The sequence below is a fragment of the Pinibacter soli genome (assembly GCF_029961145.1).
In the GTDB taxonomy this organism is placed as follows: domain Bacteria; phylum Bacteroidota; class Bacteroidia; order Chitinophagales; family Chitinophagaceae; genus Pinibacter; species Pinibacter soli.
Genome location: NZ_JASBRG010000006.1, coordinates 184,448 through 199,529 on the forward strand (window position 1 = coordinate 184,448; position 15,082 = coordinate 199,529).

Annotated in this window: 14 protein-coding genes; 12 read left to right on the forward strand and 2 right to left on the reverse strand. The window is 40.8% G+C overall.

What is annotated here, in order from left to right; genetic code table 11:
- Positions 1-119: 119 nt before the first annotated feature.
- The 7 genes from rny to QJ048_RS10680 all read left to right on the forward strand — a co-directional run bounded on the left by rny (position 120) and on the right by QJ048_RS10680 (position 6,649).
- Positions 120-1,685 (forward strand): ribonuclease Y, encoded by a 1,566-nt coding sequence (gene rny / locus QJ048_RS10650; protein WP_282334330.1) that lies wholly within the window; start codon positions 120-122, stop codon positions 1,683-1,685.
- A gap of 147 nt (positions 1,686-1,832) precedes the next feature.
- A complete protein-coding gene (gene rplS / locus QJ048_RS10655; RefSeq protein WP_217789890.1) occupies positions 1,833-2,204 on the forward strand; it encodes a 50S ribosomal protein L19 in 372 nt (123 codons plus the stop codon).
- Positions 2,205-2,374: 170 nt separating this feature from the next.
- A complete protein-coding gene (locus tag QJ048_RS10660) occupies positions 2,375-2,614 on the forward strand; it encodes a Sec-independent protein translocase subunit TatA/TatB (RefSeq protein WP_282334331.1) in 240 nt (79 codons plus the stop codon).
- 155 nt (positions 2,615-2,769) lie between these two features.
- The gene (gene gatA, locus QJ048_RS10665; protein ID WP_282334332.1) at positions 2,770-4,155 is read left to right on the forward strand and encodes an Asp-tRNA(Asn)/Glu-tRNA(Gln) amidotransferase subunit GatA; all 1,386 of its coding nucleotides are present in this window, start codon (positions 2,770-2,772) and stop codon (positions 4,153-4,155) included.
- An 85-nt stretch (positions 4,156-4,240) separates the two neighbouring features.
- On the forward strand, positions 4,241-5,347 hold the full coding sequence (locus QJ048_RS10670) for a lytic transglycosylase domain-containing protein (RefSeq protein WP_282334333.1): 1,107 nt from the start codon (positions 4,241-4,243) through the stop codon (positions 5,345-5,347).
- A gap of 194 nt (positions 5,348-5,541) precedes the next feature.
- Complete coding sequence (locus QJ048_RS10675) at positions 5,542-6,411, forward strand: SPFH domain-containing protein (RefSeq protein ID WP_282334334.1); 870 nt, start codon at positions 5,542-5,544, stop codon at positions 6,409-6,411.
- Between the two features lie 49 nt (positions 6,412-6,460).
- Positions 6,461-6,649, forward strand: coding sequence for a type II toxin-antitoxin system antitoxin (locus QJ048_RS10680; RefSeq protein ID WP_282334335.1), 189 nt, complete (start codon positions 6,461-6,463; stop codon positions 6,647-6,649).
- A 499-nt stretch (positions 6,650-7,148) separates the two neighbouring features.
- Here the strand turns inward: QJ048_RS10680 and QJ048_RS10685 are convergent, their stop codons facing one another.
- Both QJ048_RS10685 and QJ048_RS10690 read right to left on the reverse strand, forming a co-directional pair.
- Positions 7,149-8,261: a hypothetical protein gene (locus tag QJ048_RS10685; RefSeq protein WP_282334336.1), complete on the reverse strand. Its 1,113-nt coding sequence runs from the start codon at positions 8,259-8,261 to the stop codon at positions 7,149-7,151.
- A 102-nt stretch (positions 8,262-8,363) separates the two neighbouring features.
- Positions 8,364-8,999: a Crp/Fnr family transcriptional regulator gene (locus tag QJ048_RS10690; protein WP_282334337.1), complete on the reverse strand. Its 636-nt coding sequence runs from the start codon at positions 8,997-8,999 to the stop codon at positions 8,364-8,366.
- Between the two features lie 187 nt (positions 9,000-9,186).
- Between QJ048_RS10690 and QJ048_RS10695 the strand changes: the two genes are divergently transcribed.
- The 5 genes from QJ048_RS10695 (at position 9,187) to QJ048_RS10715 (ending at position 14,807) form a co-directional block, all read left to right on the forward strand.
- A complete protein-coding gene (locus tag QJ048_RS10695; protein WP_282334338.1) occupies positions 9,187-9,678 on the forward strand; it encodes a c-type cytochrome in 492 nt (163 codons plus the stop codon).
- Between the two features lie 53 nt (positions 9,679-9,731).
- Complete coding sequence (nosZ, locus tag QJ048_RS10700) at positions 9,732-11,720, forward strand: Sec-dependent nitrous-oxide reductase (protein WP_282334339.1); 1,989 nt, start codon at positions 9,732-9,734, stop codon at positions 11,718-11,720.
- Between the two features lie 85 nt (positions 11,721-11,805).
- A complete protein-coding gene (locus QJ048_RS10705) occupies positions 11,806-12,834 on the forward strand; it encodes a nitrous oxide reductase accessory protein NosL (protein WP_282334340.1) in 1,029 nt (342 codons plus the stop codon).
- Positions 12,835-12,852: 18 nt separating this feature from the next.
- Entirely contained in the window at positions 12,853-14,088 is a 1,236-nt protein-coding gene (locus QJ048_RS10710) for a nitrous oxide reductase family maturation protein NosD (RefSeq protein WP_282334341.1), read from the forward strand.
- Complete coding sequence (locus QJ048_RS10715) at positions 14,085-14,807, forward strand: ABC transporter ATP-binding protein (RefSeq protein WP_282334342.1); 723 nt, start codon at positions 14,085-14,087, stop codon at positions 14,805-14,807. Before QJ048_RS10710 ends, QJ048_RS10715 begins: the two co-directional genes overlap by 4 nt.
- The last annotated feature ends 275 nt before the right edge of the window (positions 14,808-15,082 follow it).

Sequence of the window (15,082 nt, forward strand, 5' to 3'; positions counted from 1 at the left end):
ACAGTTTTTATCCAGTGCAGCCCGTTTTGTATTTTCGCGAATTAACAATCTCAATCAGACAGTTATGCGTTTGGAGAGAGCTTATCATAATATATTAAATTTTTTAAATCCCAAGAGTAATGGACGCATCAGTTATATATATAATCATAGGTGGAGCTGCCGCGGCAGTTGGCATCATAGCGGGTAAATTCATTTTTGCCAAAAATCATCAGCAAAAGCTTGATGACGCTGAGAGACAAGCACAAAAGATAGTTGCAGACGCTCAAAGCAATTCAGAAACATTAAAGAAAGAAAAGTTACTGGAGGCCAAAGAAAAATTCGTTCAACTGAAGGCAGAGCACGATAGAGAGGTACTGGACAAAAACAGAAAGATCAACGACGCGGAAAACAGAATCAAACAGAAAGAGCAAAGCATCAACCAAAAAGAAGGTAATCTTGAAAAACAACTAAAAGAAAACGAGGCGATCAAGGAAAACCTGAACAGGCAGATAGAAGTTGTTAATCTTAAAAGAACAGAACTCGAAAAGCATCAGGAGGAGCATATTCGCAGATTAGAAAAAGTGGCAGCTCTTACTGCAGAAGAAGCAAAAGCACAGCTCGTTGAAAGTTTGAAACAAGAGGCACACACACAAGCTCTTGGTTTACAGCAGGAAATAATAGATGAGGCTAAGCAAAAAGCAAATAAAGAGGCCCGCAAAATAATTATCCAGACTATTCAGCGTACAGCCGCTGAACAGGCTATTGAAAACTCCATCACGGTTTTCAATCTTGAAAGTGATGAAATCAAAGGTCAGATCATTGGTCGTGAAGGTCGTAACATCCGTGCGATCGAGGCCGCAACTGGTGTTGATTTGATTGTAGATGACACTCCTGAGGCAATCATCTTATCTTCTTTCGATCCATTACGTCGTGAAATTGCCCGCCTGAGCCTTCAGCGCCTTGTGAGCGACGGACGTATCCACCCTGCAAGAATTGAGGAAGTAGTTGAAAAAACCCGCCGCCAGATAGAAGAGCAGGTAATGGAAATCGGCGAAAGAACAGTAATTGAACTGGGCATTCACGGTTTACATAAAGAATTGGTGAGAATTGTAGGTAAAATGCGTTTCCGTTCTTCTTACGGTCAAAACCTGTTGATGCATAGTCGTGAAGTAGCTAACCTTTGTGGAATCATGGCTGCGGAACTGGGAATGAATCCGAAATTGGCAAAACGCGCAGGTCTTTTACATGATATAGGTAAAGTGCCTGATGAGGAAACAGAATTGAGCCACGCGTTGCTTGGTATGAAGCTGGCTGAAAAATATGGTGAAAACCCTGCGGTAGTAAACGCGATCGGAGCTCACCACGATGAGGTTGAAATGCAATATGTGATCTCACCAATCGTTCAGGCTTGTGACGCCATTTCAGGTGCTCGTCCAGGCGCTCGCAGAGAGATTATGCAACAATACTTACAACGTATTAAAGATCTTGAAAACCTGGCGCTTACATACCAGGGCGTTGAAAAAGCATACGCGATTCAGGCCGGCCGTGAATTGAGAGTTATTGTAGAAGCTGATAAAGTAACAGATGGCGACAGCGACAAACTAAGCTTCGAGATCGCACAGAAGATCCAGACTGAAATGACCTATCCGGGACAAATCAAAGTAACTGTAATCAGAGAAAAGAGAGCAGTGAACGTCGCAAGATAATAAAGCTCAACGCTAAATGCCTAACGCTTAACGCAAGACTTTCAACGCGTTAAGCGTTTTGCGTTAAGCTTTCTGCTTTTTTTTAGATTTTTTATTTGTTTATTCAATTTTTCAGTTACCTTTGCCGTCCGATAAAATAAAGAAATCATGAACGCAGTAGCATTTGTTCACGAGCAGTTAACGCCGAAGAGGGATTTCCCAAAATTTAAAGCAGGTGACAACGTCACTGTTAACTATAAAATCGTTGAAGGAAACAAAGAAAGAATCCAGTCTTTCAAAGGTGACGTTATCAAACGTCAGGGAGAAGGTTCTACACAGTCTTTTACAGTACGTAAAATTTCAGACGGTGTAGGTGTAGAAAGAACATTCCCTTACTTCTCACCAAATATTGACTCTATCGTTTTGAACAAAAAAGGTAAAGTACGTCGTTCTAAATTGTACTTCCTGCGTGAAAGAAGCGGTAAAAGCGCAAGAATTAAAGAAAAGAAGAGAGCAGCTGTTGTTGCTACCGCAAAATAGAAATAACTCTCTACATCGTTATAGAACGGATGCATTCATGCATCCGTTTTTTGTTTTTGTTATTGCCGCGTTAACTATTTTTTTTGAACTGTTTGTAAACTAAATTGCGGCCGGAATCACATTAGTAATAAGAAACAAGTACCTTTGTTTTTCAATTTAAATTAAAAGTCATGAGTCAATCTTTGTTGTTCATTCAGGCTCCGGGATTTACAGAATGGATCGTTATCCTGGTTGTAGTTGTGCTGTTGTTCGGTGGTAAAAAGATCCCTGAATTAATGCGCGGTGTAGGTCGTGGTCTTCGTGAATTTAATGATGCTAAAAATAGCGTAACAAGAGAAATCGAAGAAGGCATGAAAGAAAAAGATAGCAAACCTGCTTCTTCAACTTCTACAACAAGCAAAAGCGAGTAACTCTAGCTCAGCTTTCTATCAATACTGACTCTGCGAAATAATCCGTATTTCTCACTGAAAACTATTGATACGACCAGAACCAATTTTACAACTCTATTACCTTCAGACGGGCTTTGTTTACTTACAGTTCAATACAGCAATATCATATATCATTATTGAATAATTCCACTACCTGTTTACAGGCAGTGGAATTTTATTTGCAACAAATTGAAGCAAAAAGGAACCTCAATGCTTATGTGGATGTATACGCGGAAGAAGCTTTGCAAAAAGCCAAAGAGCTTGATGAAAAGCGCAGAAGCGGCGAGCCACTAAAAAAGCTTCACGGCGTTGTTATTGGTATTAAAGATGTTATCTGCTATAAAGGACATGAAGTAACTGCAGCCTCACACATCCTCGAAGGGTTTACTGCAACATACAATGCCACCGCAGTCGAAAGATTGCTGGCGGAAGATGCTATTATCATTGGCAGCCTCAATTGTGATGAATTTGCAATGGGTTCTTCCAACGAAAATTCATTTTACGGGGCAACGCTAAACGCTATTGACGAAAGCCGCGTTCCCGGCGGCTCTTCCGGCGGTTCGGCAGTGGCTGTACAGGCAGACCTTTGCATGGTGAGCCTGGGTAGCGATACAGGTGGATCTGTAAGGCAACCCGCAGATTTTTGTGGAATCGTAGGTTTAAAACCTACTTACGGCCGCATTTCCCGCTACGGGTTAATAGCCTATGCTTCGTCATTTGACCAGATAGGTATTTTCGCGAAAAATATTCCCGACATTGCCCTTACTTTAGAAATAATGGCCGGCGCAGATGACTTCGACAGCACTGTTTCCCTGGAAAAAGTAGAATCTTATTCTTCATTGGTACAAGATTCTAAACCATTGAGAATCGCTTATTTCAAGGATGCTATCGACCACCCTTCTCTGGATGAAGAGATGGAAAATGCCATGAAAAGCTATCTGAATGGACTTTCTGAAAAAGGCCACCTGGTTACGGGCATTGATTTTGATTTCCTTGAGTATATCGTACCCGCGTATTATGTGCTTACAACCGCAGAGGCTTCCTCCAACCTGTCGAGGTTCGATGGAGTGCGATACGGATACAGGGTAAATGATGAAAATATAGATTTAACAAGTTTTTATTCACAGTCCCGATCTCAAGGTTTTGGCAAAGAAGTGAAACGTCGGATCATGCTTGGCACATTTGTTTTAAGTGCCGGATATTTCGACGCCTATTTCACCCAGGCCCAAAAAGTACGCAAGCAATTATACGACCAAACCCAGCTGATTTTCAGGGATTTTGACGTAATTATACTTCCCACCGTTCCTTCTCCTGCATTTAAGTTTGGTGAAAAATCCGGAGATCCAACTGCTATGTATTTGGCAGATATTTATACTGTCTATGCCAATTTAGTTGGAATTCCAGCCATCTCACTCCCAGTTTTTACACATTCGAATGGCATGCCTTTTGGTGTTCAGGCTATGACGAACCAATTTTGTGAGTTATCTTTGTTGCAATTCTCGCATCAAGTGATGCAACAATAAGTTGATGAATGACCCATTTACTGGCCTAGGTTACCCACTTCAAATTTGAAGCTATACGGTATTGTGAAAACTAAAAAAGGAAGTAATGAAAAAACTTTTATTGTTGAGCGCTTATGTGCTTGCCACCATTTGTACCCAATCGGCTGCTGCGCAGAACCAAACAAAAAAAGAACTAAAGCCCGCTATTATTGACAGCGCTGTTATACCAAACAACAGCCCGGTTACAAAGAAAGCAGATGGCAAAGGGTTTACGAACCTTTACGAAAGCACTACAGATCTTGAGTTAAATACTCAGGGGCCTCGGTTGAATCCACAGGCAATTACATTTGTAAAAGACTACATTGAAGATTATGGAAAGGATCTTTCCAAAATGAAGGATTGGGCACTCCCATACTTCAATATGATGGATCAGGTTCTGGCAGATGCGGGTCTGCCTACAGAGTTGAAATATCTGGCAGTTATTGAATCACGCCTGAAGTCAACAGCTGTTTCATGGGCTGGGGCTGTTGGTCCGTGGCAGTTTATGCCGACCACAGCAAGAACGCTTGGTCTTCGCGTATCCCGCAAATATGACGAGCGCACCAATTATGTAAAGAGCACCAAGGCTGCAGCAAGGTATTTAAAAGACCTTTACACCGTTTTTGGCGACTGGTTACTGGTGATCGCAGCTTATAACGGCGGAGCAGGAAACGTACAAAAAGCTATGCGTAAAAGCCACAGCAACAATTTCTGGGTGTTGCAGTATTATTTACCTGCAGAATCAAGAAATCACGTTAAAAAATTCATTGGTACGCATTACATTTTTGAAGGGCAAGGCGGTTTAACCACGCTTACAAAAGCTGAAGTAGAAGAACACTACGGAGCACAGGGCATTTACGCAGCTAACCGCAAAATATCTTCGGATGAATTGCAAACATGCAAAACGTTGACAGTTGCAGGAAAATACAATTCAACCATCGTTGCCAAGTATGTAAATATGGATGTGAACGAGTTTAACCGTTACAACCCAGCTTTCGACAAAGTAATGGCTAGTTCATGCAATAACTATGACCTGAAGTTGCCGGAGGAGAAAATGGATCTTTTCAACGCGAACAAGTATCAGATCCTGAATGAATCTGTTCAGTTGATGCTGAGTGGCGGTACAGAAAAGGTAGCAGCAAATGAATCTGCGCCTATTGCAAGAAAAATGTAAAAGACATTTGTACATATTTAAAAAGGCTGTCTCGCAAGAGATGGCCTTTTTTGTTGATGCCCGTAGAGACGCATGAAAATGCGTCTTTGCATTTTTTGGGTGAAGCACCGGAGACGGAAATAAATATGAAAAAATTTAGAAATATTAAATCTGTAATATAATTTTGATATCAAATTAATATCAAACTAATTTTTATGGAAAAAGTATTCAAACCAGTTTCGGGATTTCTGGTACTCATATTAGGAATTGCAGGCATTCTTTTCTCAATTTATCTTTTTGGAGTGGCTGGCTCGTTGCACAGCGTTGGGGCCGGAGCGATAGGTGTCATTATTTTTACCCTCTGCGTTTTCTTTCTCAAAGGATTAAAAGTTATCAACCCAAACCAATCCTGCGTTTGTACATTTTTTGGAAAATATGTAGGCACGATAAAGGCAAACGGCTTGCTTTGGGTAAACCCATTTTACACCGCTACAAAAGTTTCCTTGAGATCTCAGAACCTGAATGGTCAGCAATTGAAGGTGAATGATAAAATGGGAAATCCCATCGAGATTGCATCAGTGATTGTGTGGCAGGTAAGTGATACATACAAAGCCACTTTTGAAGTAGCCGATTATCAGCAGTATGTTCAAATACAAAGTGAGGCGGCGGTAAGGCACCTTGCCAGCACTTGCCCTTACGATAATATGGAAGATGAAACTGCTAACATAACGCTGCGTGATGGCGGAGAGCGTGTTGTTGCTATGTTAGAGGCTGAATTAAATGAAAGACTGGCTCCTGCCGGAATTATCATTAAGGAAGCGCGGATCAGTCACCTTGCCTACGCTCCGGAAATTGCTGGGGCTATGCTACAACGTCAACAGGCAACGGCAATTGTTGCAGCAAGAACCAAGATCGTAGAAGGTGCTGTGGGTATGGTGGAGCTGGCACTTGAGCAATTATCTAAGAAAGGAATTGTTACGCTTGACGAAGAAAAGAAAGCTGCAATGGTAAGCAATTTAATGGTGGTGCTTTGCGGTGAAAAGGCTGCCCAACCGATTTTAAATACAGGAACGCTTTATCAATAAACTCGACTCGTAGAGGATAAAATATATTTTGAGCTTTAATATTGCAGGAATGAGTTCAGACAAAAAATCATTTGTATTAAGGATAGATGCACAAACATTTGCCGCATTGGAAAAGTGGGCAGCAGATGATTTCAGGAGTGTGAACGGGCAGCTGGAATGGCTTATAGATAAGGCATTGAAAGATGCGGGACGAAAAAAAGATTCTTCACAAAAGAAGAAGGAAGAAAAAGAAGATTAACTTTTCGCATAGTCAAAAGCGTTGGAAATAATCCAGCGCTTTTTTATTTTGATTGAATAATTTGACTTGCAAATATTTACCCTAATTGTAACTTCTATGTTTTCTAAACCTAAGGGAAAAGCGAATCCTCTTTTAGCATTAGCGTTCTGTTTTTTTGCTGCAGATTGCTACTCGCAGATTATTACTCGTAAAGATTCGCGTACAGGTTACTATATGTCGATCGATGATTCGTATTTTGGGTATCTGTTTTACCCTGATAATTTTTGTATGTACAAAACTATGGGGCACTTTGGAGATTCTAGGTTATTTTACAGATACACTCTTCAACACGACAGTTTAATTCTAACTCCTTTGCCAGCAAAATTTCAAACAAATGACTACCACTCATGGCAAGGCGATACTTTGATTTTTAAAAATGACACTTGCTTGTTTAATGTTGGTGAAAAAAGGGAATATTGTCTTTTTCATGACAGACAACCTGTAAAATAGACAGAAACGACTAAACACTCGTGATCTTTCTCATCGCAACGTTTAGCAACAATATACCTGCGAAAATCACTATTGTCGCGGCAAGCAATATTTCAATTACGTGGGACATTGGAATGCCGTAAAAGCCCATCAAACCCTGGCCCATCAACACGACCTCATTTCCAATTATTCCTACAATGAAGATTACTGTCGCCACTTTAAACAACGAATTATAATTCAAAAAATTTCTCGATGCTGCCAAAAGGAACAGTGAAATTATACACAACAACACGAGGTGCAAGTACCCTACAATAATTGGCCTGGAACCAAAGGCCAGAATAGAAAGCACTGGTATTGTGGAAAACATTTGCAGAAGGAATTTTATAGCCACTGCCACAGCGAAGAGTTTAAATATCCATTTATTACCACTCTTAAATACGCTCAGTGCGGGACGCATAACAATTAGGAGCCAAACCAAAGCAATCCCTTGTACAACACCCGTAATTGCAGCTATTGCGTACGCATAAGCAGGAATGGCGAAGTTTATGACGGAAAGCAAATAAGCCGGAACGCAACAAGCTACCAACGTAACACATAATTTTTTGGCAAGAGCACTGTTGTAATTTTCTTTTGGAATCATCATGAACAATATGCTGAGGCAGCCAAAGAAGAACCAACCATTGTATTGGAAGTGCAGGAAAAAATATATCGCGGCTACGTACCAGTATTGACCTTCAAATTTATTTGCCATGAGCCAGGCCAGCATGAAGGTTGCAAGAGAAGATATTTGTGCAAAAATGAGCGCTGCTTTGCAACAGAACGCAGCTAATGTGTTTCCTTCATATTTATTAAGGTCGCGCCAATAATAAACTGCAAAGATTGCAAGTACAGCAATAGAGATGGTAGAAAACGTGATGGAGTACAAAGCATAACCCTGTATGATAAACGAAATCAACATGCCATAGGCTGAGATAAGGTTTGCAATTAACAACCATCTGTATCTCGAATAGACGTCAATGTTATTTTTCTTTTGCAGAAAGAAAATAAGGAAGCAAAAGATTGTCTGTGTAATCCATCCTGTAAATGCAAAATGCGAATGTGCGTGCAATAAATGTTTTTGCTCGATAATAGGGAGAGAGAACACAATTTTGTATCGCAGAATGACGCCGCAAAGGGCGACTATAAGAAGATTTAAAAAGGAAATCCTAATCCACTTAGAAAACAGGAACATTATTTTTTTTCAATATTAAGAAGACATGCACCGGTCATTTATGATTGGACGCATATTATTGAAATAAACTTTCCCCTTTTCTATTGCCACATAACCTTTTTCCTGCATGGCACGAATGGTTCTGATCACGGTTTCTACGCGAAGGCCGGTCATGTCAGCTATCTGTTGTCTTGTAAGCTTTACCAGCAAACATTTATCGCAATAACATTTTTTTGAGGCGACAAGATATTGAAGAAGGCTGCTTACACAATGCTCCGGATCATGGCTGCTGATTTCTTTGAGGATCTGCATTTTGAATTGCAGACGATCTGCCATTGCTTTAAAGAACATAACGTTTAATTCATGATCTTCTTTTAAAAGTTGTTCGAATCTGTCTTTTGATAATCGCAACACGATGGATTCTGTTATAGCAACGGCGGAAACTACGTATCTGCCGCTGTTAAATAATGGTATTTCGCCAATGCAATCTCCGGATTCGGCAATGTCTTGCAGGAATTCCTTTCCACTGTCATCTATATTTACGAGCTTGATCTTGCCTTCTTCTACCTGGTGGTAAAAGTTGCAATGATTTCCTTCTCTAAAAATGTAGTCACCCGCTTCGACTTTTCTATAACACGCTCCAAGGGACAATAAAAGGTTAGTGTTGATCATGGTAAAATTTGTTTGAAAGAACACAAAATCAAATTATTAGCGTATGATCTTCGGCAACAGGATAGATGACAAAAATCATTTTTCCCGTGTCAGTTGTTATGCGAGGGTTAAGTATGATCAAAAATATGATTCTACGCATAAAAATGCAATAGCAAGCTGTTTATTCTTGCATAAATAATATTTGATTATGAAAAAAACATTTGTCTACGTTGCATTCTCCGTTGCGCTGCTAGCAGCTGCTTGCGGAGGCAATAACCAGTCTGCTTCCAAAGACAATGCCGGGAGTTCTACCGCGGCCAGCGATGAAAAAAAGCCTAGTGAAAATCCTTCTTACGACCCGAAAAGAGGTGAGGGTAAATTTACACATGTGGATGTTGCTGCCACTCTTGATCCTAAAATGGCGGATGCAGGTGAAAAAGTTTATCAACTAAAATGCTCAAGCTGTCATAAAACTACTGATGAAAAACTTGTTGGTCCCGGTTGGAAAGGTGTTACAAGCCGCCACACTGCAGAGTGGATCATGAACTTTGTTACGAATACTGATGAAATGCTTAACAAGGACGCGGCAGCCCAGGCGCAACTTGAAATATGTCTTGTGCGTATGCCAAATCAAAATCTTTCCGATGATGATGCGAGGCACATTTATGAATTCATGCGCAAAAACGATGGCGTAAAATAATCATTGCGTTTTCCCTTACTAAAAGAATTATTTAATCCCTCAATTAATAGATTATGATCACCACCACAAAGCAATTGCTGGTTATCTCTTCTGCTGCATTATTGCTTTCTGCAGGCGGCTGTAAGCCCAAAAATGCCGCTACAGCCGTAAGTTCCGACGCTGCGTCGAAAGCATATGTGGCACCTGGAAAATACGATGAGTTTTACAACTTTGTTTCCGGGGGCTTCTCTGGCCAGTTGAGCGTTTACGGCTTACCAAGCGGACGCTTACTTCGTGTGATCCCCGTTTTTTCAGTTGATCCGGAAAAAGGATGGGGCTACAGCGAAGAAACCAAACCAATGCTCAACACTACTCACGGAAATGTACCTTGGGACGATCTTCACCACGTAGAATTGTCTCAAACCAATGGAGAGATCGATGGCCGTTGGGTTTTTGTAAACGCCAACAACACTCCACGCGTTGCCAGGGTTGATCTTAAAACCTTCCGCACTGCTGAAATTATTGAATTGCCAAACAGCGCAGGTAACCACTCATCTCCTTTTATTACTGAAAATACCGAGTATGTTATTGCCGGTACACGTTTCAGCGTTCCTCCGGATGATGTAAACGGTGACGTGCCTATCAATACTTACAAAAAGAATTTCAAAGGTTATATCAGTTTCATCGGTGTTGACAAAACATCCGGCAAAATGGATATCGCATTTCAGATCGAATGTCCGGCTATCAACTTTGACCTGAGCCACACCGGTAAAGGTCCTTCCAGCGGTTGGTTCTTCTTCTCCTGCTATAACACAGAACAAGCGAATACGCTGCTTGAAGTAAATGCTTCCCAGCGCGATAAAGACTTTATCATGGCGGTGAACTGGAAAAAAGCAGAAGAATATTTAAAAGCGGGTAAAGGAAAAAAGATACCAGCGAAATATGTTCACAATACGTATGACGATAAGACGCACTCTTCAGTTTCTGAAATGAAAAATGAGGTAACTGTTTTAAGCGCAAAAGACCTTAAAGATATTTGCTACTTCATTCCGTGTCCAAAATCTCCACATGGTTGCGACGTTGATCCTACCGGTGAATACATTGTTGGTAGTGGTAAACTTGCTGCATTGATTCCTGTATTTAGCTTCAGCAAAATTCAAAGTGCTATTGCAGGCAAACAATTTGACGGCGAATACGATGGTATTCCTGTTATCAAATACGATGCTGCTTTATATGGTGAAGTTCAAAAGCCAGGTCTTGGACCTTTGCACACAGAATTTGACGGTAAAGGAAATGCGATCACTTCAATGTTCGTATCGTCTGAACTTGTTAAATGGAACATCAAAGATCTGAAAGTACTCGACCGCGTGCCTACTTACTATTCTGTTGGTCACCTTTGCATACCCGGTGGCGATACTAAAAAGCCAAACGCGAAATATGTAATTGCGTATAACAAAATTACAAAGGACCGCTATTTGCCTACAGGCCCTGAATTGGCTCAAAGTGCGCAACTATATGATATCACCGGCGATAAAATGCAGTTGATACTTGACTATCCAACTATTGGCGAGCCACACTATGCACAAGCCGTTTCTGCTGATCTTATAAAAGGAAGTTCCGTTAAGTTCTTCAAGATCGAAGAGAATGCAAATCCTTATGCTACAAAAGGCGAAGGCAATACAAAAGTTGTTAGAGAAGGAAACAAAGTGCACGTGTACATGACTTGTATCCGCTCTCACTTTACACCGGATAACATTGAAGGTATTAAAGTAGGCGATGAAGTATACTTCCACGTTACCAACCTTGAACAAGACTGGGATATACCGCATGGTTTTGCGATAAAAGGGGCGAATAACGCAGAGTTACTCATTATGCCGGGTGAAACACAAACCTTAAAATGGGTTGCTGAAAAATCAGGCATCTGGCCTTTCTATTGCACAGACTTCTGCAGTGCGCTGCACCAGGAAATGCAAGGCTACCTGAGAGTTTCTCCGGTTGGTAGCAATGTTCCGCTTACTTACAGCACAGGTAAAAATTTACCGCCTGCTGACAGCGCGAAATAGCTTTGCAGAAATTAAGAATTAGGAATTAGCAATTAAGAATGCCCTAATTCCTAATTCTTAATTCTTAATTCCTAATTCCTGTTTTATGAATAATATAAAAGGCCGGATAAGGTTATTACTTATTCTCTGTACTGTAGGGCTTGTTATTTCCATATTTGTTCCTATGTGGAGCATTGATCTGAATGCACCCCAGTACCCTGAAGGATTGACACTATTAATTTATCCCGGAAAACTGGCTGGTCAAGTTGATATCATTAATGGTCTTAACCATTACATTGGCATGAAAACACTGCATGCAAATGATTTTTTTGAATTTACCATATTGCCTTACATACTTGGCACCTTTGCGGCCTTGTACCTTATTGCCGCAATCGCAGGTAAAAGAAAATTGCTTTACATAGTTTCCGGAATGTTCCTTGCTTTTTGCTTAATCGCAATGATCGATTTCTGGAGATGGGAGTACAATTACGGACACGATCTTAATCCGGATGCAGCAATTAAAGTTCCGGGAATGGCATATCAGCCGCCACTGTTAGGGTATAAACAGCTGCTGAATTTCGCTGCTTATTCTCTGCCATCTACAGGTGGGTTGATTGTTTTCATCGTGGCACTTATTTCCGTTTTTACCTGCTACATTGAAATGAGACAGACCCGCATCAACGCAAAAAGATTCGCGAAACCATTAAGCCTTATCCTTTTAGCATGTAGTGTATTTATGACTTCATGCTCTACTAACCCAACCCCTATAGCGGCCGGAAGCGATCAGTGCAGCAGTTGCAAAATGACCATTAGTGATCCGAAATTTTCTTCGGAGATCATTTCTAAAAAAGGGAAGATCTTCAAATTTGATGATACCCATTGCTTACTCGCTTTTCTCCACGATAAGCAAATAGACGAAGCAGATGTGAAAGCCTACTATTTTACGAACTTTGATAACACGAGCGAATTACTGCCTCTTGAAAAAGCCATCTTTTACAAAAGCGAAGATTTCAAAACGCCGATGGGTGGTAAAATAGCGGTGTTTGCCAGTGAAAGCGCTGTACAAAAAATACAGGAAAGCTTTAAGGGCACGAAATTGCAATGGGCAGAGATTGCGAATGCTTCACATCACTAAACGGAGGAATTTCCATTCATGAGACCATACTTTCTAATATTGTTTTTTTTGTACTCTCTTCCGGGAATGTGCGGCATTATACATGTGGGAAAAAGTGAAAAAATAAAAACAATAAAGGAAGCGATATCTCACGCGAATGAACGCGACACAGTGCTGGTTCATGGCGGTTATTATAAAGAAGGAAACATTTTTATCTCAAAAAAAATAGTGTTGAAAGGCATTGATCTCCCAACACTTGATGGAGAGAATAAATACCAGATCATTTCAGTGAAGGCAAATGGCGTGGTAATAGATGGGTTTAAAATTGTTCACTCCGGCACATCCAGCCTGGAAGATATCGCTGGCATTAAGCTATATGACGTCCGCGATGCCGTGGTGCAGAATAATGTGCTGGATGATACATTCTTTGGCATTTACACACAGCGCGGCATCAACTGTCTAATTCAGAATAATGTACTGACCTCTGCAAGAAAGCAGGAACAGGCAAGCGGCAACGGCATTCACTGTTGGAAAAGTGACAGTATGCGCATTATCAACAACACTATCAAAGGACATCGCGATGGAATTTATTTCGAATTTGTAACGAACTCCGTTATCTGGCGCAATGTATCTACCAGTAATCTGCGATACGGGTTGCATTTTATGTTCTCCAACAGCGACAGCTACATCTCTAATATTTTTCGCTACAATGGTGCAGGTGTGTCTGTAATGTTTTCACACCATGTGAAAATGTTCAACAATTATTTTGAAGAAAACTGGGGCGATGGAGCTTATGGAATTTTACTAAAAGAAATTGCAGACAGCTATATAGACGGCAATCATTTTATTAAAAATACAAGTGCCATTTATATGGAAGGTGTGAGCAGAACGATTATGGTTAAGAACGTGTTCAGAAATAATGGATGGGCTCTTAAAATACAGGCCAGTTGTATGGAAACTGAACTGCACAACAACGTTTTTCTGGGAAATACATTTGATGTGGGAACAAACGGCTCGCTTGTATTAAACAATTTTGATGGCAACTATTGGGACAAGTATGAAGGATATGATCTTAACAAAAACGGTATTGGCGATTTGCCTTACCGCCCGGTAAGCATGTATTCTATGATTGTTGAAAGAAATCCGCCGGCGATGATTTTGTTTCACAGCTTTATGACCTCGTTGCTTGACAAAACAGAAAAGGTATTGCCGACACTTACTCCTGAAAACCTGGCCGATACAAAACCGCTCATGAAACTACCTTTCCATCTATGATCAGTGCAACCAATATATCGAAGCAATTTGGAAAATTAAAAGCGCTTGACAATATTTCCGTTACCTATCCTGCTGGCGAATGCATTGCATTGATTGGCCCTAACGGAAGCGGCAAAACAACATTCATCAAATCCATTTTGGGAATGGTAGTTCCTGATAGTGGCAAAATACTTTTTAAAGGGAAAGATATTGCCCACGATTGTCATTACCGCTCAGACATCGGCTATATGCCTCAGATAGGCCGCTATCCGGAAAATATGACCATTGGACAGGTATTGGAAATGATGAAAGATATCAGGAACCATAGAGGTAGCCTGGACGACGATCTCGTTAATGACTTCAACTTCAAAAGTTTGCTCAATAAAAGAATGCGCACACTGTCTGGCGGTACAAGACAGAAGGTAAGCGCAGCATTAGCTTTTATGTTCAATCCGGAAGTGTTGATACTTGACGAACCAACGGCTGGCCTTGATCCTGTGGCATCGGAGATTTTAAAGCAAAAGATAGTCAAGGAAAAAGAGAAGGGCAAATTGATCCTCATAACGTCGCACGTATTGAGCGAGCTTGATGACATTGTAACACAGGTGATGTATATGCAGGATGGCAAAATGATTTTTTACAAGCCGTTTGATCTGTTGCAATTTGAAACGGGCGAAAATAAATTATCAAAGGCTATTGCGACGATCATGCAGCAGAACCAGTTTAGCGATATATTATAGCCAGAGTAAGAATGCGAGCTTGAGATTGCTTCGCCCGCCTCTCGAAATTTGATCTTTGTTTTTATCAGCCATCATTATTTCACGGCAGGGCTCGCAATGACGGTGACACGGCCGAACTGTTGCTTTACTGTGTATGTAAAATGAAACGAAGATGAACTCGTCATTGCGAGCCCATGTGGACAAGGCGGCTACGAAAATTTAATGTATGATGAACATAAAGTAACGGACGAAGCAATCTCATAGAAGTTGCTGCTTGAAGAAAAGAAATTCACGAT

Coding starts and splice junctions, on each gene's coding strand:
- rny (WP_282334330.1), top strand. CDS start 120: ATGGACGCATCAGTTATATATATAATCATAGGTGGAGCTGCCGCGGCA.
- QJ048_RS10705 (WP_282334340.1), top strand. CDS start 11,806: ATGAATAATATAAAAGGCCGGATAAGGTTATTACTTATTCTCTGTACT.
- QJ048_RS10715 (WP_282334342.1), top strand. CDS start 14,085: ATGATCAGTGCAACCAATATATCGAAGCAATTTGGAAAATTAAAAGCG.
- QJ048_RS10670 (WP_282334333.1), top strand. CDS start 4,241: ATGAAAAAACTTTTATTGTTGAGCGCTTATGTGCTTGCCACCATTTGT.
- QJ048_RS10710 (WP_282334341.1), top strand. CDS start 12,853: ATGAGACCATACTTTCTAATATTGTTTTTTTTGTACTCTCTTCCGGGA.
- QJ048_RS10695 (WP_282334338.1), top strand. CDS start 9,187: ATGAAAAAAACATTTGTCTACGTTGCATTCTCCGTTGCGCTGCTAGCA.
- rplS (WP_217789890.1), top strand. CDS start 1,833: ATGAACGCAGTAGCATTTGTTCACGAGCAGTTAACGCCGAAGAGGGAT.
- QJ048_RS10660 (WP_282334331.1), top strand. CDS start 2,375: ATGAGTCAATCTTTGTTGTTCATTCAGGCTCCGGGATTTACAGAATGG.
- QJ048_RS10675 (WP_282334334.1), top strand. CDS start 5,542: ATGGAAAAAGTATTCAAACCAGTTTCGGGATTTCTGGTACTCATATTA.
- QJ048_RS10690 (WP_282334337.1), bottom strand. CDS start 8,999: ATGATCAACACTAACCTTTTATTGTCCCTTGGAGCGTGTTATAGAAAA.
- nosZ (WP_282334339.1), top strand. CDS start 9,732: ATGATCACCACCACAAAGCAATTGCTGGTTATCTCTTCTGCTGCATTA.
- QJ048_RS10680 (WP_282334335.1), top strand. CDS start 6,461: ATGAGTTCAGACAAAAAATCATTTGTATTAAGGATAGATGCACAAACA.